This is a genomic window from Pseudomonas cannabina, assembly GCF_900100365.1.
GTDB lineage: Bacteria > Pseudomonadota > Gammaproteobacteria > Pseudomonadales > Pseudomonadaceae > Aquipseudomonas > Aquipseudomonas cannabina.
Window position 1 is genome coordinate 2,298,918 of sequence record NZ_FNKU01000001.1, and the last position, 20,824, is coordinate 2,319,741.

Annotated in this window: 23 protein-coding genes and 2 pseudogenes; 8 read left to right on the forward strand and 17 right to left on the reverse strand. The window is 60.0% G+C overall.

Annotation, left to right across the window (positions count from 1 at the left end):
- Positions 1-10: 10 nt before the first annotated feature.
- From BLT55_RS10840 to BLT55_RS10875, 8 genes are all read right to left on the reverse strand, one after another.
- The gene (locus BLT55_RS10840; protein WP_054999252.1) at positions 11-1,036 is read right to left on the reverse strand and encodes a nucleoside hydrolase; all 1,026 of its coding nucleotides are present in this window, start codon (positions 1,034-1,036) and stop codon (positions 11-13) included.
- 23 nt (positions 1,037-1,059) lie between these two features.
- A complete protein-coding gene (gene rbsD / locus BLT55_RS10845; protein WP_054999251.1) occupies positions 1,060-1,464 on the reverse strand; it encodes a D-ribose pyranase in 405 nt (134 codons plus the stop codon).
- Positions 1,461-2,381: a ribokinase gene (gene rbsK / locus BLT55_RS10850; RefSeq protein ID WP_054999250.1), complete on the reverse strand. Its 921-nt coding sequence runs from the start codon at positions 2,379-2,381 to the stop codon at positions 1,461-1,463. Before rbsK ends, rbsD begins: the two co-directional genes overlap by 4 nt.
- 30 nt (positions 2,382-2,411) lie before the next feature.
- The gene (locus BLT55_RS10855; RefSeq protein ID WP_007249863.1) at positions 2,412-3,428 is read right to left on the reverse strand and encodes a LacI family DNA-binding transcriptional regulator; all 1,017 of its coding nucleotides are present in this window, start codon (positions 3,426-3,428) and stop codon (positions 2,412-2,414) included.
- A 1-nt stretch (position 3,429) separates the two neighbouring features.
- Positions 3,430-4,422 (reverse strand): ABC transporter permease, encoded by a 993-nt coding sequence (locus tag BLT55_RS10860; RefSeq protein WP_054999249.1) that lies wholly within the window; start codon positions 4,420-4,422, stop codon positions 3,430-3,432.
- A complete protein-coding gene (locus tag BLT55_RS10865; RefSeq protein WP_054079418.1) occupies positions 4,419-5,972 on the reverse strand; it encodes a sugar ABC transporter ATP-binding protein in 1,554 nt (517 codons plus the stop codon). The genes BLT55_RS10860 and BLT55_RS10865 overlap by 4 nt, the downstream gene beginning before the upstream one ends.
- Before the next feature lie 55 nt (positions 5,973-6,027).
- A complete protein-coding gene (locus BLT55_RS10870; protein WP_371745352.1) occupies positions 6,028-6,948 on the reverse strand; it encodes a sugar ABC transporter substrate-binding protein in 921 nt (306 codons plus the stop codon).
- A 245-nt stretch (positions 6,949-7,193) separates the two neighbouring features.
- The gene (locus tag BLT55_RS10875; protein WP_007249868.1) at positions 7,194-7,418 is read right to left on the reverse strand and encodes a YgdI/YgdR family lipoprotein; all 225 of its coding nucleotides are present in this window, start codon (positions 7,416-7,418) and stop codon (positions 7,194-7,196) included.
- Between the two features lie 134 nt (positions 7,419-7,552).
- Between BLT55_RS10875 and BLT55_RS10880 the strand changes: the two genes are divergently transcribed.
- From BLT55_RS10880 to BLT55_RS10890, 3 genes are all read left to right on the forward strand, one after another.
- A complete protein-coding gene (locus BLT55_RS10880; protein ID WP_042912973.1) occupies positions 7,553-7,804 on the forward strand; it encodes a DUF1654 domain-containing protein in 252 nt (83 codons plus the stop codon).
- Positions 7,805-7,808: 4 nt separating this feature from the next.
- Positions 7,809-8,510, forward strand: a complete 702-nt coding sequence (locus BLT55_RS10885) for an endonuclease (protein ID WP_054999248.1) — start codon at positions 7,809-7,811, stop codon at positions 8,508-8,510.
- Between the two features lie 286 nt (positions 8,511-8,796).
- Positions 8,797-9,027: a DUF6555 family protein gene (locus tag BLT55_RS10890; RefSeq protein WP_054999247.1), complete on the forward strand. Its 231-nt coding sequence runs from the start codon at positions 8,797-8,799 to the stop codon at positions 9,025-9,027.
- A 71-nt stretch (positions 9,028-9,098) separates the two neighbouring features.
- Here the strand turns inward: BLT55_RS10890 and map are convergent.
- From map to BLT55_RS10910, 4 genes and pseudogenes are all read right to left on the reverse strand, one after another.
- A pseudogene (gene map, locus BLT55_RS10895) lies at positions 9,099-9,887 on the reverse strand (type I methionyl aminopeptidase); the annotation flags it as partial.
- Positions 9,884-10,132 (reverse strand): ParD-like family protein, encoded by a 249-nt coding sequence (locus BLT55_RS10900; protein WP_007249872.1) that lies wholly within the window; start codon positions 10,130-10,132, stop codon positions 9,884-9,886. The pseudogene map and the gene BLT55_RS10900, both read right to left, overlap by 4 nt.
- Before the next feature lie 104 nt (positions 10,133-10,236).
- The gene (locus BLT55_RS10905; RefSeq protein WP_162234939.1) at positions 10,237-10,416 is read right to left on the reverse strand and encodes a hypothetical protein; all 180 of its coding nucleotides are present in this window, start codon (positions 10,414-10,416) and stop codon (positions 10,237-10,239) included.
- Positions 10,417-10,532: 116 nt separating this feature from the next.
- Positions 10,533-11,571, reverse strand: a pseudogene (locus tag BLT55_RS10910) (Ldh family oxidoreductase).
- A 206-nt stretch (positions 11,572-11,777) separates the two neighbouring features.
- Here BLT55_RS10910 and BLT55_RS10915 point away from each other — a divergent pair.
- Entirely contained in the window at positions 11,778-12,806 is a 1,029-nt protein-coding gene (locus tag BLT55_RS10915) for a FecR family protein (protein ID WP_054999245.1), read from the forward strand.
- A 234-nt stretch (positions 12,807-13,040) separates the two neighbouring features.
- Positions 13,041-13,433 carry a hypothetical protein gene (locus BLT55_RS10920; RefSeq protein WP_054999244.1) on the forward strand — a complete coding sequence of 131 codons (393 nt, stop codon included), beginning with the start codon at positions 13,041-13,043 and terminating at the stop codon, positions 13,431-13,433.
- Positions 13,434-13,463: 30 nt separating this feature from the next.
- Here BLT55_RS10920 and BLT55_RS10925 read toward each other — a convergent pair whose 3' ends face one another.
- Entirely contained in the window at positions 13,464-13,652 is a 189-nt protein-coding gene (locus BLT55_RS10925) for a hypothetical protein (RefSeq protein ID WP_042911721.1), read from the reverse strand.
- 415 nt (positions 13,653-14,067) lie between these two features.
- Between BLT55_RS10925 and BLT55_RS10930 the strand changes: the two genes are divergently transcribed.
- Positions 14,068-15,840, forward strand: coding sequence for a monovalent cation:proton antiporter-2 (CPA2) family protein (locus tag BLT55_RS10930; protein ID WP_054999243.1), 1,773 nt, complete (start codon positions 14,068-14,070; stop codon positions 15,838-15,840).
- 59 nt (positions 15,841-15,899) lie between these two features.
- On the opposite strand, the gene BLT55_RS10935 is transcribed toward BLT55_RS10930, so the two are convergent.
- The 3 genes from BLT55_RS10935 to moaB all read right to left on the reverse strand — a co-directional run bounded on the left by BLT55_RS10935 (position 15,900) and on the right by moaB (position 18,673).
- Positions 15,900-16,826, reverse strand: coding sequence for a glycosyltransferase family 2 protein (locus BLT55_RS10935; protein ID WP_054999242.1), 927 nt, complete (start codon positions 16,824-16,826; stop codon positions 15,900-15,902).
- A gap of 89 nt (positions 16,827-16,915) precedes the next feature.
- On the reverse strand, positions 16,916-18,127 hold the full coding sequence (locus tag BLT55_RS10940; protein ID WP_054999241.1) for a molybdopterin molybdotransferase MoeA: 1,212 nt from the start codon (positions 18,125-18,127) through the stop codon (positions 16,916-16,918).
- Positions 18,128-18,133: 6 nt separating this feature from the next.
- A complete protein-coding gene (moaB, locus tag BLT55_RS10945; protein ID WP_054086900.1) occupies positions 18,134-18,673 on the reverse strand; it encodes a molybdenum cofactor biosynthesis protein B in 540 nt (179 codons plus the stop codon).
- A 75-nt stretch (positions 18,674-18,748) separates the two neighbouring features.
- Here moaB and mobA point away from each other — a divergent pair, with 75 nt between their 5' ends.
- Together mobA and BLT55_RS10955 are read left to right on the forward strand one after the other, a co-directional pair.
- Positions 18,749-19,354, forward strand: coding sequence for a molybdenum cofactor guanylyltransferase MobA (gene mobA / locus BLT55_RS10950; RefSeq protein WP_054999240.1), 606 nt, complete (start codon positions 18,749-18,751; stop codon positions 19,352-19,354).
- A gap of 95 nt (positions 19,355-19,449) precedes the next feature.
- Positions 19,450-19,674 (forward strand): YgdI/YgdR family lipoprotein, encoded by a 225-nt coding sequence (locus tag BLT55_RS10955; protein ID WP_007249882.1) that lies wholly within the window; start codon positions 19,450-19,452, stop codon positions 19,672-19,674.
- Positions 19,675-19,750: 76 nt separating this feature from the next.
- On the opposite strand, the gene BLT55_RS10960 is transcribed toward BLT55_RS10955, so the two are convergent.
- Positions 19,751-20,641, reverse strand: a complete 891-nt coding sequence (locus tag BLT55_RS10960; RefSeq protein ID WP_054999239.1) for a pseudouridine synthase — start codon at positions 20,639-20,641, stop codon at positions 19,751-19,753.
- Positions 20,642-20,824 lie beyond the last annotated feature (183 nt).

Consider the following 20,824-nt stretch of genomic DNA (forward strand, 5'->3'; position numbering starts at 1 on the left):
GGCTATATGATCACTTCAAACGCGCCAGACGCTCGGTCAGCAGATCGAAGAACCCCTGAGCGTCGCCATTCTCGACCCAGAAGACATTCTGCGGTTGCTTGAGCGTGCCGTTCCAGTCGGCAACAGTCTGACCGAAACCGATACCTTCACGGGTGTCGACTGCGACATTGATCTGCCGACCGCTGAACAGCTCGGGCTTGAGCAACCAGGCAATGACGCTGGCGTCGTGCACCGGCCCACCCGGCAAACCGTAATGCTCCATGTCCAGTTTGACGTATTCGTTGAGAATCCCGTCCACCAGCTTGCCTGCGTTGTTGTTCAAGGCGCCGATCTGCTTGAGGCGCTGTTCACTGGTGAGGATCTTGTGGGTGACGTCCAGCGGCACGTAGGTCAGCTTGACGCCACTGCTCAACACGATCTGCGCAGCATGCGGGTCGGCGAACAGGTTGAATTCAGCGACCGGCGTGATGTTGCCGCCATTGAAATGCGCGCCTCCCATGACCACCACTTCCTTGATGCCCTGAGTGATTTCCGGGGCCTGCACCAGCGCCAACGCGAGGTTGGTCTGCGGACCGAGCATGGCGATGGTGATGCTGTGCGGCTTGGCCTTGCTCAGTGTGCGGATCAGGTAGTCGACTGCATTGCCTTCGGCCAGACCTTTCGCCGGCTCGTGGATCGGCACACCCGGCAGACCTTCCTTACCATGGACGTTTTCGGCATAAATCGGCGTGCGCACCAGCGGCTTGGGCGCACCGGCATACACCGGCACTTCTTCACGACCCGCCCACTCGCGCGCCAGTCGGGCGTTGCGCGAGGTCTTGTCGAGGCGCACGTTGCCAGCCACGGTAGTGATGGCCATGACGTTCAGCTCTTCCGGAGAAGCCAGCGCCAGCAGCAACGCGACGACGTCGTCTGCGCCCGGGTCGGTGTCGATGATCAGGTCACGCTTTTCGGCCGCCTGAACGGCAGCCGCGCCAAGAATGGACAAGAGCAGTGCTCCCCGGATGAGTTGTCTGGAAAACTGTATCAATGTCATATGAAACTCCCTTTCTTAACGAGCTAGAACACCACCCCGGCCACCAGCGCCACATTGCTGTAAGGCTGGCACTCTCCGGTGCGGATAATGGCCTTGGCCTGACGGCTCAAGACCTTGAGATCTTCGTGACTCATCCAGCGCTGCTGGCCCAACTGATCGTCGAGATTCAGGCCCTCGATGACCTGCAAGGCAGGCGGTTTGACCTGAGCCATCTCGCTGGCCAGTACGTGGCTTTCAACCTGCATTTCGCTGAGCACGACATCCAGCACACTGACGAAATCCGGCACACCGCGGGTCAGCGCCAGGTCGATCAGTTCGACCCCGGCCGGCACCGGCATTCCGGCGTCGACAATCATCAGGATGTCACCATGCCCCAGCGACGCGATCACGCGCGAGATGGCGATATTGAGCAGCGGTGTTTTTTTCATAGCGAATTGAATTCCTTTACTTCCTCGAACGTCGGGATGGACGGCTGGGCACCGGCACGGGTGACGGAGATGGCTGCCGCGGCCTGACCGAAGCGAATCGCCTCGGATTCGCCCTGCCCTGCGGCAAGCGCCGCCGCAAAACCGCCGACAAAGGTATCACCTGCGGCGGTGGTGTCCACGGCTTGTACATGACGCGCGGCAATATGTTCCACGCCAGCGGCACTGGCGAACAGGGTTCCGCGCTCGCCCAAGGTGATAATGACGTTGCGCGCGCCAGCTGCCAGCATCGCAGCCGCTGCTTGCTCAGCCGAGGCCGATGAGTCGACGTTGACGCCGGTGAGGGTCTGAGCCTCGCTCTCGTTGGGAATCAGGTAGTCGATCAGGCCGTACCAGTTTGCCGGTAACGGTGCGCTGGCCGGGGCCGGATTAAGAATGACGGTCTTGCCCAGCGCATGGGCACGAGCCAGGGTGTGAAAAACCGTCTCGGTCGGCACTTCCAGCTGGCAGATGACGATCTCGGAGCCGGCCAGCAGCGCATCGAAACGATCGATCAGGGCCGTATCGAGCCGGCCATTGCCACCGGCAACGATGACGATCGCGTTCTGACTGTTGGCGTCGACCACGATCGAAGCGATTCCGGTGGCCACGCCCTCGACGACGGTCACCGCCTGGCAGTCGATGCGCTCGGCCAGCAGCGCGTCACGCAATTGCTCGCCATAAGCATCAGCTCCCACGCAGCCGATCATCGCCACACTGGCACCGAGGCGCGCTGCGGCCACCGCCTGATTGGCGCCTTTGCCGCCGGGCACGGTATCGAAGGTTTCGCCGTTGAGCGTTTCACCTGGGCGCGGCAAACGCTGGGCGCGGATGACCAGGTCCATGTTCAGACTGCCCACTATCACTATTTTTGCTTGCATGGCTTATTGATCCGTTGCTGTGCGTGCGCGTCATTCGTTGGACAAAGTGTGCGGCGCTGCCGTGGACTCGCGCACCACGACGCAGGGCGTCACGAGTCGCTTTTCGACAGGACCGGCATGAGGTGCAGCGATTCTGCTTAACAGCATTTCAGCGGCGGTTTCGCCCAGTTGCGTGATCGACTGCCCCACGGTGGTCAACGCTGGATAAACGTAGCGACTCATCTGGATATCATCGAAACCGATGACCGACAGGTCTTGAGGCACGCGAATCGAGCGCTCGGCGGCGGCCCGCAACACACCGATGGCAATGACGTCGTTGCCGGCGAAAATCGCGGTCGGCGGATGCCCGGCCAGTAGCTGGCACGCCGCCTCGTAACCGGCAGAGCTGGTGAATTCGCTGTGCAGCGCCCATTCGGGGCCGACCTCGACAGATGAGTCCTGCATGGCGCGCCGATAGCCCGCCAGGCGCATTTCGGCCACCGTGCTTTTGAGCGGCCCACCGATGCAGGCAATGTGCCGATGCCCCAGCGCCAGCAGATGCCGGGTCGCCAGCCACGCGCCCTGTTCGTGGTCGATACGAACCATGTCGGCGTCGATGCCGTCCAGCTCGCGGTCGACGATCACCAGTGGCGTGCGTACGTCGGCAAGACCGCCTGCAATACCCGCGTCGCCGCCCACCGAAGAGACAATCAGACCGTCTACGCGCTTTTCCAGCAACACACGCAGATAGCCACGCTGTTTCTCCGGGTTGTCATCGGAGTTACAGAGGATCACGCAAAAGCCGTTACGTTCGCAGTAATCCTCGATGCCCCGCGCCAGTTCGGCGAAGTACGGGTTCATGCCATTGGGAATCAACAGGCCAATGGTCGAGGTGGTCTTGGCCTTGAGCGACCGCGCAACCGCACTGGGAACGTAATCCAGCTGCGCAATGGCCGCTTCGACCTTGAGCCGGACCGGTTCGCTGACCGGCCGGGTCTTGTTCAGCACGTGGGAAACCGTGGTGTAGGAAATCCCCGCCAGTGCCGCGACGTCCTTGATGGTTGCCATATCAGCCCTGGCGCCGCGCCCGGTGACTGCGATAGGTGTCCAGCACCACCGCGATCACGATCACCGCACCGGTGATGATGCGTTTGGTGGGCTCGGTCGCCCCGATCTGTGCCAGACCTGCCGCGAGCACCGAGATGATCAGCACGCCGAAGAAGGTGCTGATGATCGAACCGCGCCCGCCCATCAGGCTGGTGCCACCGATCACTACCGCGGCGATGACTTGCAACTCCAGACCGGCGCCGGCGTTTGGATCAGCGGCTTCCAGACGCGAGATCTGGAACAGCGCCGCCACACCGGCCAGCATGCCCATCAGCGAAAACACCAGAATCTTGTACGGCTTGGGGTTGATGCCCGCCAGGCGCACCGCTTCTTCGTTGGTGCCGATGCCGATCAGGTAACGACCGAACACCGTGCGCGTCAGTACCGCCTGGGCAATGAAGATCACCAGCAGCGCAATGATGAAGGAAGGCGAGATACCGAACGCAATCGGGTTGGACAGCCAGGCAAACGAATCGCCGATGTAAGCGGTACGCGAGTTGGTCATCTGGTAGGCCGCGCCTCGCGCCATCTCCAGCACACCGAGGGAGACGATGAACGATGGAATACGCCAGGCCACAGTGATGGAACCGGTGATCGTACCGGCCAGCGTGGCACAGGCGATGCCCAGCAGTGCCGCCGGAAACACGCTCCAGCCCCAACCGAGAATGGCCACGCTGACAGCTGAAGCGGCCAGCGCCAGTACCGACCCGACTGAAAGGTCAATACCGCCGATGATAAGAATCAGCGTCATGCCGACCGACAACACCATCAGATCGGGGATCTGGTTGGCCAGCATGCTGAACGTCTGATAGGACAGGAAGTGATCACTGAGCAATGAGAACAGCACAATCATGACCAGCAATGCGCCCGCCAGCCCGATATAGGTGCCGAGGCCGAAGTAGTTGGCGCTGCGGCGGGACGGCACGGTCAGCATCGGAGAAGGCGTATTTTTCATGAGTCGTTCCTGGGCGCTGCATCATTGAGCAGCGCATCACGCTTCTGGTAACCGGCGAAGGCAGCGGCCAGCAATTGGTCCTGGGTCCAGCTGTCGCGCTCGAAGGTGTCGATCAGACGCCCGGCTGACAGCACGCCAATCCGGTCACAGATCAGCATCAATTCGCGCAGATCACTGGACACCACCACCAACGCCCTGCCCTGACGGGTCAATTCGGCCAGCAGCGCGTAGATATCGAATTTGGCACCGACGTCGATGCCTCGGGTCGGCTCGTCGAACAGCATGACCGGGCAGTCGCGCTCCAGCCAGCGGCCGATCACCACTTTCTGCTGATTGCCGCCGGACAGCTCGGACACCAGTTGAGTCGGACTCGAGCTGCGAATGCGCATGGCTGCCACCTGGCGCTCTGCCAGTTTCAGCTCCAGGTCAGCGTTGACCACGCCGGCTTTGGCGATGGAATGCATGTTGCCCAGCGCGATGTTGGCGCTGATCGATTGCGACATCAGCAGCCCTTCGCTCTTGCGGTCTTCGGTGATCAGGGCGATGCCATGCTCTACCGCATCGGCAGGTGAACGGATGGTAACGGCTTGCAACGGCTGACCGACCTCGATGACCCCGCTGTCGGCACTGTCTGCACCATAAATCAGGCGTAACAATTCGGTTCGCCCGGCACCGATCAGCCCGGAAATACCGAAGATCTCGCCGCGCCGTACGTCGAACGAAACATCCTGAACCTTGCCTGCGCGGCTGAGCCCTTTGACCGACAGCGCCACTTCACCAATCTGGCGGGCGCCCATGTCCATGTGCTCGCCCAGCTCCCGGCCAACCATGAGGGTGACCAGTTGCTCGCTGCTATAGCGGGAAATCGGTTCGACACACACCAGCTTGCCGTCACGCAGCACAGCGATGCGCTGAGACACCCGGGCAATTTCTTCAAGCCGGTGAGAAATGTAGATGATCGAGACGCCACGCGCCTGCAGGCGTGTGATCTGCTCGAACAGCATTTCAACCTCGCGCGAGGTCAGCATGGCAGTGGGTTCGTCGAGGATCAGCACATGACAGTCGCCGACCAGGTTGCGGGCGATCTCGACCATCTGCTGATGACCGATACCCAGTTCACCGACCAGCGTGTCGGGATCGATGGCGTCCAGTCCCACTTGGGCCATGGCTTTGATCGCGTTTTCGCGCAGGCGCTTGCGGTCGATCCAGCCAGCCCTGCGTGGCAGATCGTCGAGAAACAGGTTTTCGGCAACGGTCAGCGTCGGCAGCAGGTTCAGCTCCTGCATGACCATGCGAATGCCGAGCTTTTCCGCCTGCGTGCGACTGGCAGGCTGATAAGGCTGGCCCTGAAATTCCATGTGTCCGGTGGTGGGCGTTACCAGCCCGCCGATGATTTTCGACAAGGTGCTTTTACCGGCACCGTTTTCCCCGGTCAGGGCCAGCACTTCGCCACGCATCAATGTCAGGTCGACATCGCCAAGCACGGGTTGAGCGTAGGTTTTGCCAATGCCGCTAACCGAAAGAACAGCTGTCTGAGCAGACGCTGACATACATTTCTCCCAGCGCCCGTCCTCTGCGGACGGGCGCTTTTTCACTCAGCGTGGATCAGGGTTTGGTAACGAGTTCTACTGGCGTTTCGATAACGCCTTTTTCGTTGGTATCGACCTTTTCACCCTTGACCGCTTTCAGCGCAGCTTCAATGCCGAAGACTGCCTGTTTGGCTGCGTACTGGTCAGCCGTGGCCAGAACACGGCCATCTTTGAGCATCGGCTTGATCGCATTGATGTTGTCGTAACCCACCACCATGACCTTGCCGGCCTTGCCCGCCGCGCGCACTGCCGAAACGGCACCCAGCGCCATGCTGTCGTTGCCGGCCAGCAGTGCTTTCAGGTTCGGGTATTCATTGAGCATCGCCGACGCCACGGCATTGCCCTTATCGATTTCCCAGTTGCCGGACTGCGTGGACACGACCTTCATTTGCGCTTTGTCCATGGCGTCCTTGAACCCGGCGGTGCGCTGCTGAGCGTTGGTGGTGGTCGACACACCTTCGATGATGCCCACTTCGTCGCCGGCCTTGAGCTGCTTGGCCAGATAGTCGCCTACCAGTTCAGCACCCTTGCGGTTGTCAGGCCCTACGAACGGGATTTGCAGGTTTTTGCTTTTGAGCACATCGGGATCGAGCTGGTTGTCGATGTTGACGACCTTGATCCCGGCGTCGGTGGCTTTCTTGAGCACCGGCACCAGCGCTTTCGAGTCAGCAGGCGCAATCACCAGCGCGTCGACTCTGGACACGATCATCTGCTCGACGATACGAATCTGCGCCGAGGTGTCGGATTCGTCTTTGATCCCGTTGGAGACCAGGTCGAATTCGTTGGCGTGTTCTTTCTGATAGGCCTTGGCGCCATCTTCCATGGTCAGGAAGAATTCGTTGGCCAGTGATTTCATGACCAGCGCGACTTTGGGTTTTTCCGGGGTCTGGGCAACTGCAGCAGAGAGGGGCATGACTGCCGTAACGGCAGCAAACATGGCGACAGCGAGAAGGCGTCCAGCAAATGGCAGCTTCATGAGTTCATCTCCGATCTTGTGATTATTGTTCGGGCGAACGACGCAGGTTCGATGCGGGGCATCGACGCGCAAACGTTTGCGAGGAGCGAACTATGGAAAAAGCTGTAGGGTTTGTCAATCGGCTGAAGGCGAAATCTGTGTGCCGTGATCGTTCATACGCACGCCCTTTCGGGAGCAAGGCTGCTCGCTCCCGAAAGGGCTTCCTGTTAATCCTCAGGCTTGACCGTGGCCACTTCGGCGGCTTTGATCCTGATCGTCTTGCCCGATACATCCTCGAACTCGTAGAAACCATCACGCGTTTTGGTTTTGGGCATGTCTTGGGTGACGTACTGCGTGCCGTCCTGCAGCGTCACCACCGTGGGTGTGGAACAGCCTGCCAACAGCACGGCGGCAGCGGCCAGCATCGGGAAAGTCAGTGACTTGATATTCATACGCGACTCCAGAAGCATTAGTTTTTGTTCGACAGGATAGTGTGCCACTTCGGGCATTTTTCCTACATAGATGTTGCGAAAGATCCCACTCTGAAATACTGTATGCCCGTACAGCAGACTCTGGGATCATTTCCGTGGCAAAACAAACCGCAGCGACCCCCTCCACTCCGGGCCCTTACGAGCGTATGGGTATTCGGGTGCAGAAGATCATCAACTCGCCCACTGCGCAGAAGTCCAGAGCGGCTCTGCTCTTTCGTCAACCTGACGAATCCGAGGACGACTGGGCGCAGCTCCTTGAAGAGATCGCCGAGAACGATAACGTCACCCTCGCCTGGCGCGACGACGGTGGCGTGCAAATATTCTGGACGTTGCCGAAGGAAGACTGACGGCATGATGTCTGGATTTTCTGCCCTGCTCTGCACCACCCTGCTCATCACCGCCTCATTTACCGCACACGCCGACGCTCCGCGCACCTTCAGTGAAGCCAAGAAAGTCGGCTGGGGCCTGTATGCGCCGCAATCCACCGAATTCTATTGCGGCTGCAAGTACACCGGCAAACGGGTCGATCTGGCCGGTTGTGGCTACGTTCCGCGCAAGAACGCCAAACGCGCCAGCCGTATCGAATGGGAACACATCGTACCGGCCTGGCAGATAGGTCATCAGCGTCAGTGCTGGCAAAAAGGCGGCCGCAAGAACTGCACGAAAACCGATGATGTCTACAAACACGCTGAAGCTGATCTGCATAATCTGGTGCCCAGCATCGGCGAGGTTAACGGTGATCGCAGCAACTTCAGTTATGGCTGGATTCCCGAGCAAAAAGGCCAATACGGTTCGTGCCTGACGCAAGTGGACTTCAAAGCCAGGAAGGTCATGCCTCGCCCCTCGATTCGCGGCATGATTGCCCGGACTTATTTCTACATGAGCAAACACTACAACCTGAGACTGTCCCGCCAGGATCTGCAACTCTATCAGGCCTGGGACAAGACCTACCCGACCCAGGCCTGGGAGCTCCAGCGTAACCAACGAGTGGCGTGCGTGATGGGTCACGGCAATGAATTTGTAGGGCCGGTCGACATGAAGTCGTGCAAATGACTCGTTCAGGGGATAGAAACTCCCGCTTGAATCAATGAGAACGAAAAATTCACGCGTTTGAATGAGTCTTTCGCCCACTCATCGGACAACCGATGATTGGATCCAGATATGGCTGATTGTCGTTCTACGCTGCAGGCACAGCAGTACGATCGAGGCCATGTAACGTGGTGAAGCCTGAATCGATCTCAAAATGACAGGCCAGCCCGGCGCTTTCACGTCGGGCCGCCAAAACCTCGCTGTATCATTTTAAGACGGCGCCATGTTGCGCCCCTTCAGGCAGGCCACCATGACCCATCAACTGGAGTTTGAGATTCACTATCAATTCGAGGGGCAGCCACGCACCTTTCTGCATCAGACACCCCTCCTGTGCCAAAGCGACGCGCTGCATTGCGCGACGCTGCATGCAGGCGTGGGAGCTGTCAGCGGCAAGATCTCTGGAGGGCCGATACGAGAAGCCATTTTGCAGGCTCAGGGCTTTGGCATCACCAATGTGCACTGGAAAAGATGCATGCCTTAGCCTGATTGTGGCGGACAAAAATGGCCTTTCGACAAGGCCATTTTCGCGCTCGAAGGAGATAAACTCGGTAAGATAGCCGGGTAATCACCCGTGCCATCGGGCCAGGGCGTCAGCAATTCGAACCCGGTTGAAGTGACAGCGACCATGTGCTCCCACTGAGCCGACAAGGAAAGGTCGCTGGTCAGCACCGTCCAGCCGTCCGGCAACGTCTTGGTGCCCGCCTTGCCGGCGTTGATCATGGGCTCGATGGTAAACACCATGCCTTCTTTCAGCCGCAGACCTTTGCCTTGCGTACCGTAGTGAAGAACTTGAGGCTCTTCGTGGTACTTGCGCCCGATCCCGTGCCCACAGTATTCGCGTACCACACTGAAGCCTTCACGGTGGGCAACGCTCTGGATGGCATGGCCGATATCACCCAGCGTGGCGCCTGGACGCACCGCGTGAATACCGGCGCGGGTCGCCTCGTAGGTGGTGTCGACCAGACGCCTGGCCAAGGGGCTGACCTCCCCGACCAGATACATGCGACTGGTATCGCCATACCAGCCATCCTTGATCACCGCGACATCGATATTGACGATATCGCCGTCCTTCAAGATATCGTTGGCTGACGGAATCCCATGGCAAACCACCGCATTGGGTGAAATACAGGTGGTTTTGGTGAAACCGTGATAGCCGACGTTGGCCGGGATCACCTTCAGCTCTTTGACGATGTATTCGTTACAAATGTCGTCCAGCGCTTCGGTGCTGACGCCAGCCTTGACGTAGGGCTTGATCATCGCCAACACGTCGGCAGCGAGCCTGCCCGCAACGCGCAGTTGCACGAGGTCCTGTTCGGTCTTGAGACCGATAGCACTGCTCATGAAGCCGCCTTGGCAAGCGCAGGCTCTGAAACGCTGAAGGTTTGCGTCGTCAGCACTGTGTCGCCTGCGCTCTCGATACGGATCAGCATCTGGCAGATTTCGCTGTAATCCAGCGTCGGGTGCAATTCGGCAAGCATGCCGATGCGCATCCAGTGTTCAGCCTGAGCATTGATGGATCGACTAAGCGCAACGCTGGCGGAACGCAGGTTGGCGTGCATGTGTTCGGAAATTTTGACCAGACCCATTATTCACCTCAATCAGAATATACGAAGCATATACGTTCCATATATTCTCAATCAACACGAAATGTTCGGGGCTGATGGCTGGCCGGTTACTCCATCGCACTCGCCTACCGAAATTCATTGCCCGACCGGGCTGCGGCGATGGCCATGGAGACGTCCGGCTCATAGGCATTGAACTGGCGCAATGCAGCCGCCATTCTGAGGAAATCTTCTCGCTGCATCTCATTGACGGTTGAAAGCGTGCGAGAGTATTGAACAACCGGGTTTTGCGCTGACTGGTTTTGCACTGACTCAAGGGACATGACCGACCTCATTCATTCGCACTGTTCATGCATACAGTATTTATATCCGAGCTTCTGCACAAGGCCGGTAGCGACGAATGGTCAGAGAATGTGTAAACGGTTCAATTTCCCGCCAGCGCCTGCAAGCGTTCAAAATCATGCTGAGCGATGGCGATCCCCTGCGCCATGGAGCGCGCCCGCTCGCTGTAGCGCCGCTCACCTGGCAGGCGTTGCTGACCTGCGCCATGCAGTTGGCGCACCAGTTCCTCGCTACGCTGCGCAAACGGCTGGCCGCTGCCCTTGTCAGGATCGATCACAATCACCAATTGGCCTGTCCACGGGGTCTGCGCACCGGGATGCTTCGACCAGTCGAATTCGAACGAGAAGTTACCACCGGTCAACCCCGCCGCCAGCAGTTCGACCATCATCGACAGCGCAGAGCCTTTATGCCCGCCAAACGGCAACAGCGCGCCGCCGTCGAGAATCGCGCGTGGATCCTCTGTCGGCTGGCCGTCACGATCAACGCCCATACCCATTGGCAGTGATCGCCCCTCACGAGCGGCGATCTGCACGTCGCCATGGGCAATGGCGCTGGTGGCCAGGTCGAACACCATCGGCTCGCCGCCTGCGCGCGGTGCGGCGAACGCGATCGGGTTGGTGCCAAACAGCGGGCGACTTGCGCCATGAGGCACCACGCAGGTCATGCTGTTGACCATGCTCAGGGCAACCAGACCTTGCTCTGCGAACGGTTCGACATCGGGCCAAAGCGCTGCGAAATGATGAGAACTGCGGATCGCCAGAATGGCAATCCCTGCGCTGCGTGCCTTGTCGATCAGCAGCGATCTGGCGGCCGCCAGTGCAGGCTGGGCAAAACCGTTGCACGCGTCGACCCTGACAAACGCAGCCCCCACGTCCTCGACCACCGGCACGGCCTTGCCATCGACCCAGCCGCTGGCCAGCGAGGACAGATAGCCCGGGATGCGAAAGATGCCATGGCTGTGCGCCCCGTCGCGCTGGGCGCTGGGCGCTGGCGCAGTTTTCGGCCAGCACATCCGCGACGTCCGGTGACGTGCCATGGGTCAGAAAGATCTGCCGCAACAGCGCTGACAGTTGCTGAAACGAAAGGCTCCGGGTCTGCTGGTCACTTTCTATGTCACGCATCTGAAACTCCCTTTGGCGGCAACAAGACGAAAAATCGTGGACCCCGAGAGTAGCGCTCTCATCCTTGAAGGACTACTCCGGCATCAATGAGAGGCGCTTACATTCACGAAGAAATACGCAACACATTGTCAGACAAGCACTTGCGAATGTTCTCTCTGCGCGAGTTCCGGGGGTAGAATGCGTGAACGGTAATGGCCGGAGCGCCCATGAGCGACCCTCTCTTCAGCAAGGCAGAACGCGATTCGATCACCGATGCTGCCGCGCAGTGGTGCGTGCGGCTGCAGGCTGACGACTGCACGGACGCCGAGCGCAAAGCTTTCGAGCAGTGGCTGACCGCGCACCCGCTGCATGCGGCCGAGTACCAGGCAATGGTGGAAGTCTGGGACATTACCGGGCAGATCGAGCCGCTGCACCCTGCGCCTGCCATCGCCATCGACTCACTGCAAGCCAGCCCGGCCGTTCCTCGCCGCACGCGTCGCTGGGCACCGCATGCTGCGGCGGCTGCCGTGATTGCGCTGGCCATACCGGTTGCCGCTTATGTCGGCTGGAATCAGGGCTGGCTGCCGGACACCTATCACTCCTACAGCGCTGGCAACGCCACACGCCTGGTGGTACTGGCCGACGGCAGCCGTGTAGAACTCAATCTGGACACCGAGCTGACCTACGCCAACTACCGAGATCGACGCAGTGTCACGTTGAAGGCTGGCGAAGCCTTCTTTGAAGTCAGCCACGACAACACGCACCCGTTCGTCGTCGATGCCGGTCAGGGCAGCATCAAAGTGACGGGCACGCGCTTCAATGTGTGGATGTATCAGGATCAGGTGCGCGTCACGCTGGTCGACGGCTCGGTTCAGGTCAACAGCGACCGTGCGCATCACACCGCTGGTCAGCGCCTGGAACCGGGCATGCAGGCAAGCTACAAAGCAGGTGACGAAGCGCCGTCAATCCGCCAGACCGACGCTCGGGACACCAGCCTGGCATGGCGCAATGGCAAGCTGATCTTCAATGACCTGCCCCTTAGTCAGGCGCTGCCGTTGATCAATCGTTACTTGTCGACGCCTATCCTGCTCGCGGATACCGCGACCGGGGCGATGCGCATTGGCGGCAGCTATAACACCCGCGATCTGTCGAACCTGCTGGCTTCGCTGCCCAAGGTGCTGCCGGTGTATGTCACCCAGAATCAGAATGGCAACCCCGTGCTTAACCGGCGCGTGCCCGACGCACCGAAAGGCTGACAGACAGGCCTGTTCAGAGCGTATTTCAACATCCGCACACAACCGGATGAATCGCCTCATCTCCCGCAGATCTTCATCTACCCTGAACCTCACCATCACCGCAGCGCGAATGTGTGCGCCGGGCCGGGCATTTTTTTTCGTTCGGAACTGAGGTTTTGCCAAGCTCGTTCGTCTTAGTAAATGAGAGTGTCGAAAACGCACGATTTGTTAAGAAAGCCTGAAAAGGAGCTGTGGATGTTCAATCGCCAAGGAGTCACGACTCGCACCCTGCTGCGGCAAACCGCGCTGGCTGCACAGGCACAGGCGCCTGCCACCGAACCCGAGCGGCCGGGCAACGAGCACATTCGCTTGCTGCTCAAGAGTTTCGGCCTGCGCACCAGCCTGGTCAGGCTCAAGGTGCTCGACGCGCTTCTGGTCTCCAGCGAGGAAGGCCAGCCGCTGGGGGTGCGGGGCGTTCACAGTCAGTTGCTCAGGCTGGACGTGCCGTTATCGTTTCTGAGCGTGCGCGAAGTGCTCAAACGCTTGTGCGATGAAGGTGTGATTCATCTCAATGACGACAAGACCTACAGCCTGCATCCTCGCGCGGCGCAATGGCTGGGCGACGCCAGCAAGGGCCTCGCCCAGTGACACCGGCGAGGACAATCGGTCGGGCCTGGCTTAACGCTTGACCTTGCGGCGCATGATCCCGTTAAGGATCACGACCAGCACCGCCACGCTGATGGCGATGTACTGAAAGGTTTTTTCGGTAATCGCACCGCTGTTCTGCAAGTGCGACAAGCCCAGCATGATCGCCAGCACGCCGAGGGCGATCAGTACCGAGTAAATCAAACGCTGCTTGTTGGTCATAACGTTTCCTGAATGCTCATGAACGGGCAGTGGCGCTGCCTGAATGCGCACATATCTTACGCCGATGCGCAACGAATCGCACTGCCAGCCCTGAACATGCCGCTCCTCCTTCATACGCCCCTCAGTCAAACATTAACCGTGTTGATTATCGTCATGCCCAATCGAAATTGCCGTGCCAGACTCACGTGCTTTAGGCTCTGTACGAAAAGTGGCTGCGCTCGGTGATGCTGCGTTAAAAACAGGTTCGGATGCGAGTCCAATCGGAATGCTCATTTACAACACGTATAGTCGAACGCGACCCCGGCCGTTCCTCGCCTGTTTTTGCCTTGCCTGACCTTCGCTCGGCGACTTCTCGTACAGAGCCTAATACCGCCCTGCTTCAACAGTGCGTTCAATTATTACCAAGGAGTTTTACATGCCCCATGAAGGCAGCCTGCTGCAGGCCGTAGTGGTGTTTTTACTGGCCGCCGTCCTGACCGTGCCGCTGGCCAAGCGTCTGCAACTGGGCGCGGTCATCGGCTATCTGTTCGCTGGCGTGATCATTGGCCCTTCGGTGCTCGGGCTGATCGGCGACACGGAGAGTGTCAGCCACATCTCCGAACTCGGCGTGTTGTTGTTGCTGTTCATCATCGGCCTCGAACTGTCACCGAAACGCCTGTGGGTGATGCGCAAGGCGGTGTTCGGCGTTGGCATGGCGCAGGTGGTGTTGACCGGGCTGGTGATTGGCGGCATTGCGCTGTTCGCCTTCGGCCAGTCATTGAATACCGCCGTCATTCTCGGCCTGGGCCTGGCCTTGTCGTCCACCGCCTTTGGCTTGCAGAGTCTGGCGGAACGTAAACAACTGAACAGCCCGCACGGCCGGATGGCGTTCGCCATTCTGTTGTTTCAGGACATTGCCGCGATCCCGCTGATCGCCATGGTGCCGTTCCTCGCCGGGGCCGACCAAGCGATGACGACCGGCGACAGCCTGAACCACGGCCTGCGCGTATTGGGCAGCATTGCCATCGTGGTGATTGGCGGACGTTATCTGCTGCGTCCGGTGTTCCGGATTGTCGCCAAGACCAGGATTCAGGAAGTGTCCACCGCCACGGCCCTGCTGGTGGTCATCGGCACCGCCTGGCTGATGGAGCTGGTGGGCGTTTCCATGGCGCAGGGCGCGTTTCTGGCCGGTCTGCTACTGGCCGATTCGGAATACCGTCATGAGCTGGAAGCGCAGATCGAGCCGTTCAAAGGCTTGCTGCTGGGCCTGTTCTTCATCAGCGTCGGCATGGGTGCCAACCTCGGTTTGCTGCTCAGTTCGCCGCTGACCGTTCTGGCCCTGACCCTGCTGCTGATCGGCATCAAGCTGCCCATGCTGTTCCTGATCGGCCGCACCGCAGGCGGTCTGAACAACCGCAGCGCGCTGCAACTGGGGCTGGTGCTCGCCGCAGACGGTGAGTTCGCTTTCGTGGTGTTCAAGATTGGCAGCGCGCAAGGGCTGTTCGAAGCCGGGCTGTATGACATGCTGGTGCTGACCATCACCCTGTCGATGGCGATCACACCGTTGCTGTTCATAGCGCTGGCGCGCTGGATCAAACCCAGGGTCAAGCCGGTGGAAGTGCCGGAGGAATACCGCGATATCCAGACCGACAAACCCCGGGTGGTGATCGCTGCCATGGGCCGTATGGGGCAAATCGTGGCGCGGATTCTGCGCGCACAGAAAATCCCTTTCATCGCGCTGGACACCGCCGTCGAGTCCATCGAGTTTTCGCGCAGCTTCGGTAACGTGCCGGTGTTCTATGGCGACCCGCTGCGTCCGGAAATCCTGCGTGCCGCCAAGGTCGATGAAGCCGAATACTTCGTCATCGCGACCGACGATCCCGACACCAATATCAAGACCGCCGAGCTGATCCGCAAACTGTACCCGCACATGAAAATCATCGCTCGCGCACGTAACCGCCAGCACGTCCATCGCCTGATGGACCTCGGCGCTCACGCGGTGCGTGAAACGTTCTATTCGAGTCTGGAAATGAGCCGTCAGACGCTCATGGGGCTGGGCCTGAGCGAAGAGCAGGCCAATGCGCGCATCAGTCGCTTCAAGCGTCATGACGAACAAGTGCTGGCCGCTCAGCACGAGGTCTATGACGACGACGCCAAAGTATTGCAGACCGCCCGTGAAGCCAGGGCCGACCTCGCCCAATTGTTCTAGTCCGACCGACTGGATGAAGAAGCGGCGAAGAGCTGAGCCACGTTGAGCCGCCGGGACAGTCAGGCGTAAGGGCTGTCCCAGTAACGTTTGTACATCCCGAGCTTTTTCTTCACGCCCTTGGGCAGGCGGCTTTCCTGCTTGCTCAGCTTGTAGGCCAGTAACTTCAGCGCGTTGCGCACGAACGACATGGGCCACCAGAGCAAACGGCGCGGGCCGAGGAAGGTCAGTTCGGATTTCACGTAGCGCATGCCCTCGCCCGCGATGCCACCGAAGGTTTCGTAGATCCATGCCTCACGGGACTGGAATACGCCGATGTCGAAATAGCGGCAGAACTCCTCGCGCAGCGTGTAATTGTGCGAGTGACGGCATACCGCAGAGCCTTCATAGGCGACTTTCCAGCCGTCGATCAGCATCTTGGCGGTAACGTACATGTCTTCGGACAGGATCACATGCCGAGGAAAGCCGCCCACAGCCTGCAGCGCCTCGCCGCGATAGGCCGCAAAGGAGTTGGACATGAATGGCGTCTTGATACCCAGCGTGCCGGCGTCGGCCAGTGTTTTGATCTGCGAGGTCGGCGGATAATTGAACAGCCGCGCGTGCTGGGCCAGCAGATTGGCGTCTTTGTGCGGCAACTGGCGGCCGCAGACCGCCCCGACTTTCGGGTCGGCGAAGGGCAGTAATATATTGGCAATGGCGTCGACATCTTCGACATAGGCGTCCTGGGTCATGTAGACGTAGACGTCATAGTCGGGGTGCACATCGACCATCATCTGCCGGGTGCCACCGTGGTTGAAATCCTTGCTGTCGATGCGCATGACATTGGCGCAGCGCGCCTGGGCCAGTTCCAGCGTGCCGTCCGACGAGCTGGAGTCGACGATCAGCGTGTCGAAGGTTGCGGTCTGTGTCGCCAGCGAATCCAGCAGGCGATCAAGATCCTTGCGACCGTTGTAGGTCGGGATAACACAAGCCACTCTCAGTGACGCCATAACAATACTCCAGGGCGAAGTCCGGTTGCCCAACTTGTCAGCGTTGTTGAGGGTAGCTCATGTGTCCCCGACCCACCATTCGAATGCACTCAGCCGAGCACTTCACTCAGCGGGATGAAATTGACCCAGTCACCTTCGGCGACGGTTTTGCCTTCGCGCACCTCGATCAATCCATCGGCCCACGCCGCGCTGCGCAGTACACCAGAGCTCTGATTGCGGTAGATCACCGCCTTGCCCTGCTCCAGACGACCACGCAGATACTCGCGACGATTACCGGGACGTGTCCAGACGAAGCCGGCCGGCACCGGAAACTGCAACGGCGCAACGTCAAGCACACCCTGACGACGCAGCAGGTAAGCGCGAGCCAATAAAGCGAACGTGACCAGCGTGGACGCAGGATTGCCAGGCAGACCGATAACCGGCACACCACGGAAGTGCCCGCAGGTCAGTGGTTTGCCGGGTTTGATCGCCAGTTTCCAGAGCGCCAGCTCGCCGTCTTCACGCAACGCATGGCCGAGAAAGTCAGCCTCGCCCACCGAAACGCCGCCGGTGGAAAGAATCAGATCGACGTCGTGCAGGTTCGCCAGCGCCGCACGCGTCTGCGGCAGATCGTCCGGCAGGATGCCCGCATCGATAACCTCGCATTGCAGGCGTTTCAACCAGGCGCACAGCAACACCCGGTTGCTGTTGTAGATCTGCCCCGGCCCCAGCGCCTGACCGGGCTCGATCAGCTCATCGCCAGTGGACAGCACTGCGACGCGCACGCGACGAATCACGTCCAGTTCAGCAAGCCCTAACGAGGCAGCGAGGCCCAGCTCGATGGGGCCGAGGCGTGTGCCAGCCGCCAGAACGGTGTCACCGACGCGGGTTTCCTGACCTTGCGGACGGATATTCTGACCGATGCCGAGCGGCTCGCTGAAGCGTACCCGCTGGTCCGCCAGCACCTCGGCGTTTTCCTGCATCTCGACGCAATCGGCGCCCTCTGGCATCGGCGCGCCGGTGAAGATTCGCGCGCAGGTGCCCGGGGCCAGTGGCTCGGGCGCCTGACCGGCAAAAATGCTTTGGCTGACAGCCAGCGGCTCGCCGGTCCAGTCTGCCACCCGCAGGGCGTAGCCATCCATGGCGCTGTTCGGCCACGGCGGCAAATCCAGTGTGGACACCAGGTCCACTGCCAGCACCCGGCCTTCGGCATCGCCCAGCGAAACGTGTTGGCGCTCGGTGATCCGTGTCGCATCCGCCATCGCCAACAGGCGGGCGATGGCCTCTTCAACCGGCAACAAGGCTTTCGGCTCGTGACTCATACGCGCTCAACCACGGGTCGCGCAGGGTTCGGCCTGCTTGAGGTGCGGCACGAAGTTGCACGGCCTGAAACGCGAATCGAGCTGCTCGGCAAGAATCCCGTCCCAGCCAGTGCGCACGGCGTTGGTCGAGCCCGGCAAGCAGCACACCAGCGTGCCGTTGGACAGCCCGGCCAGCGCGCGGGACTGAATGGTCGAGGTGCCGATGTCCGGCAGCGAAATCTGCCGGAACAACTCGCCAAACCCATCGACTTGCTTGTCCAGCAGGCAGCCTACCGCTTCAGGGGTGCTGTCTCGGCCGGTAAAGCCGGTCCCGCCGGTAATCAGCACGACTTGCACCTGATCGTCGGCAATCCAGGTCGCGACCTGGGCGCGGATTTTGTACAAGTCATCCTTGAGCAACACGCGCTCGATCAGGCCGTGACCGGCTGCGGTCAGGCGGTCGACGAACATCTGGCCCGAGGTATCGGTTTCGCGGGTGCGGGTATCGCTGACGGTCAATACAGCGATATTCAGGGGTACGAAAGGTGTGTCAGCCTTGGCTTTCATGGCCTCATCCGGTTGTTAAGGAAACAGGCCGGTGTTATATCACAGCACTCCTTTTGCCTGCCCGCCGAGTGTTTGATGAATGTCCGAGCCACACTGCCGCCTTGCTCGATCCTGCTGCTGGCCGGAGGCCGCGGGCAACGCATGGGCGGGCGCGACAAAGGTTTGATCGAATGGCGGGGCAAACCGCTGATCGATCACCTGCATCAGGTGGTCCGGCCATTGACCGACGACCTGATCATCTCCTGTAACCGCAATACCGAACGCTACGCGGGTTATGCCGATCAGCTGGTGCAGGATGACGACACCGAGTTCAACGGCCCGCTGGCCGGAATTCGTGCCGCGCTGCCACAGGCACGGCACGGCTGGCTACTGGTGTTGCCCTGTGACGTGCCACAGGTCGATGAGCCTCTGCTGCAAGCGCTTCGGGAAAAATCGTTTGAATACCCGCTGCGCCCGGTGATGGTGCGTGAAGGTCAGCACTGGCAGCCGCTTTTATGTATCATCCCGGTCGCCCACGCTGCAACGCTGGAAGCCGCATGGCAGGCCGGCGAACGCAGCCCGCGGCGGGCCATGGCGTCACTGCAACCGGTTGCCCTGCAACTGCAAGCCGATGATCCGCGCCTCGCCAACCTGAACACGCCCTGCCTGCTGGCCGGAATTGGCGAAAATGATGGCCAGTGACTGTTAATCGAACTTGCTGGCGTGTATACGGAACTTGCTGACGGTGAATCCGTCTGAGAGTTCAAGTAATCAAGAATCCATCTGGAGACACAGTAATGAAACAACGGACCCTCCCCGCTGCCTTCCTGCTTGCACTGAGCATCGCCTCCCTCGCCGGTTGCGCATCGCCCACTGTGATCACTCTGAACGATGGTCGTGAAATCCAGGCTGTCGATACTCCGAAGTACGATGAAGACTCGGGCTTCTACGAGTTCAAACAGCTCGACGGTAAAGAAACCCGCATCAACAAGGACCAGGTACGTACCGTCAAGGATCTGTGATCCGGGCGTCGCGTGACTGATTCGAAAAACCCGCCAAGTGCGGGTTTTTTTGGGCCTGAACGTAAGACGCCGTGGGCTACCAGCCCAGTTTCAGCAGGCTTTCGAACTGACGCGCTTCGCCGCTGAGCGGGTCGACAAACCGCAGGCCCTTGGCCAACAGTTTCAGCGGGTTCTGGTAATTGTCGACTGGATTTTTCAGCGCATCGGGATAAAACGGATCGTTGCAGATCGCCGCGCCCAGTGCAGCCATGTGCACGCGCAATTGATGCTTTTTGCCAGTCACCGGGTAAAGTCCGTAACGCCATAAGTGCTCTTGCCGCTCGAGCACCTCGATGCACGTCTGCGTGTTGCTGGCTCCTGGCCCTTCCTGCATGCGGAAAAACGGTTCGCCCTCGACCAGACGGCTTTCATGCACACGCGGAAACTCCAGCCCCGGCAGCGCGGGCGCAATCGCTTCGTAGAACTTGTCGATGCGCCGGGTCGGAAACAGCGCCTGATAGGCCGAGCGCGTCTGCCGGTTGGCGGAAAACAGCACCAGCCCGGCGGTATGCCGGTCGATGCGGTGCAGCGGCACCAGATCGGGATTGTCCAGACGATGAATCAGGCGGCGCAACAGCGTTTGCTCGACGTATTCACCTGCCGGGGTGACCGGTAGAAAATGCGGCTTGTCGGCAACCACCAGGTGCTCGTCGGCGTACAGGATTGTCTCCACCACCGGGATCGGCGTCTCGTTGGGCACTTCGCGAAAATAGTGGATTTTCAGCCCTTCGCGGTACGCCAGGTCTGGCGCGATAGTGTTGCCATCAGCATCCAGCACGCGGCCACGGGCAATACGGTCCAGCCATTGTTCGCGACTGATCGCCGAGAATTTCGCGCACAGGCAATCCAGCACAGTGGTCCAGGGACCGGGTGGCAGGTACAGGGTGCTGGCTTGTTGCTGGGTGGCACTGAACGCGGAATCGGACATGCGGGGGCTCTGACTCTCTTGGATCTGAAACGGCTGGCCGGAGATTATCGCTGATTGGGGCGATCACCGCACAACATCGCTGCATGGCAATCGCCTGCCACCTGCAGCACTATTAACCATCTGGTACATTCCATTCAACACCTGCCTGCAATCCCGGCAGCGTCACAAAAACAAGAGACATAT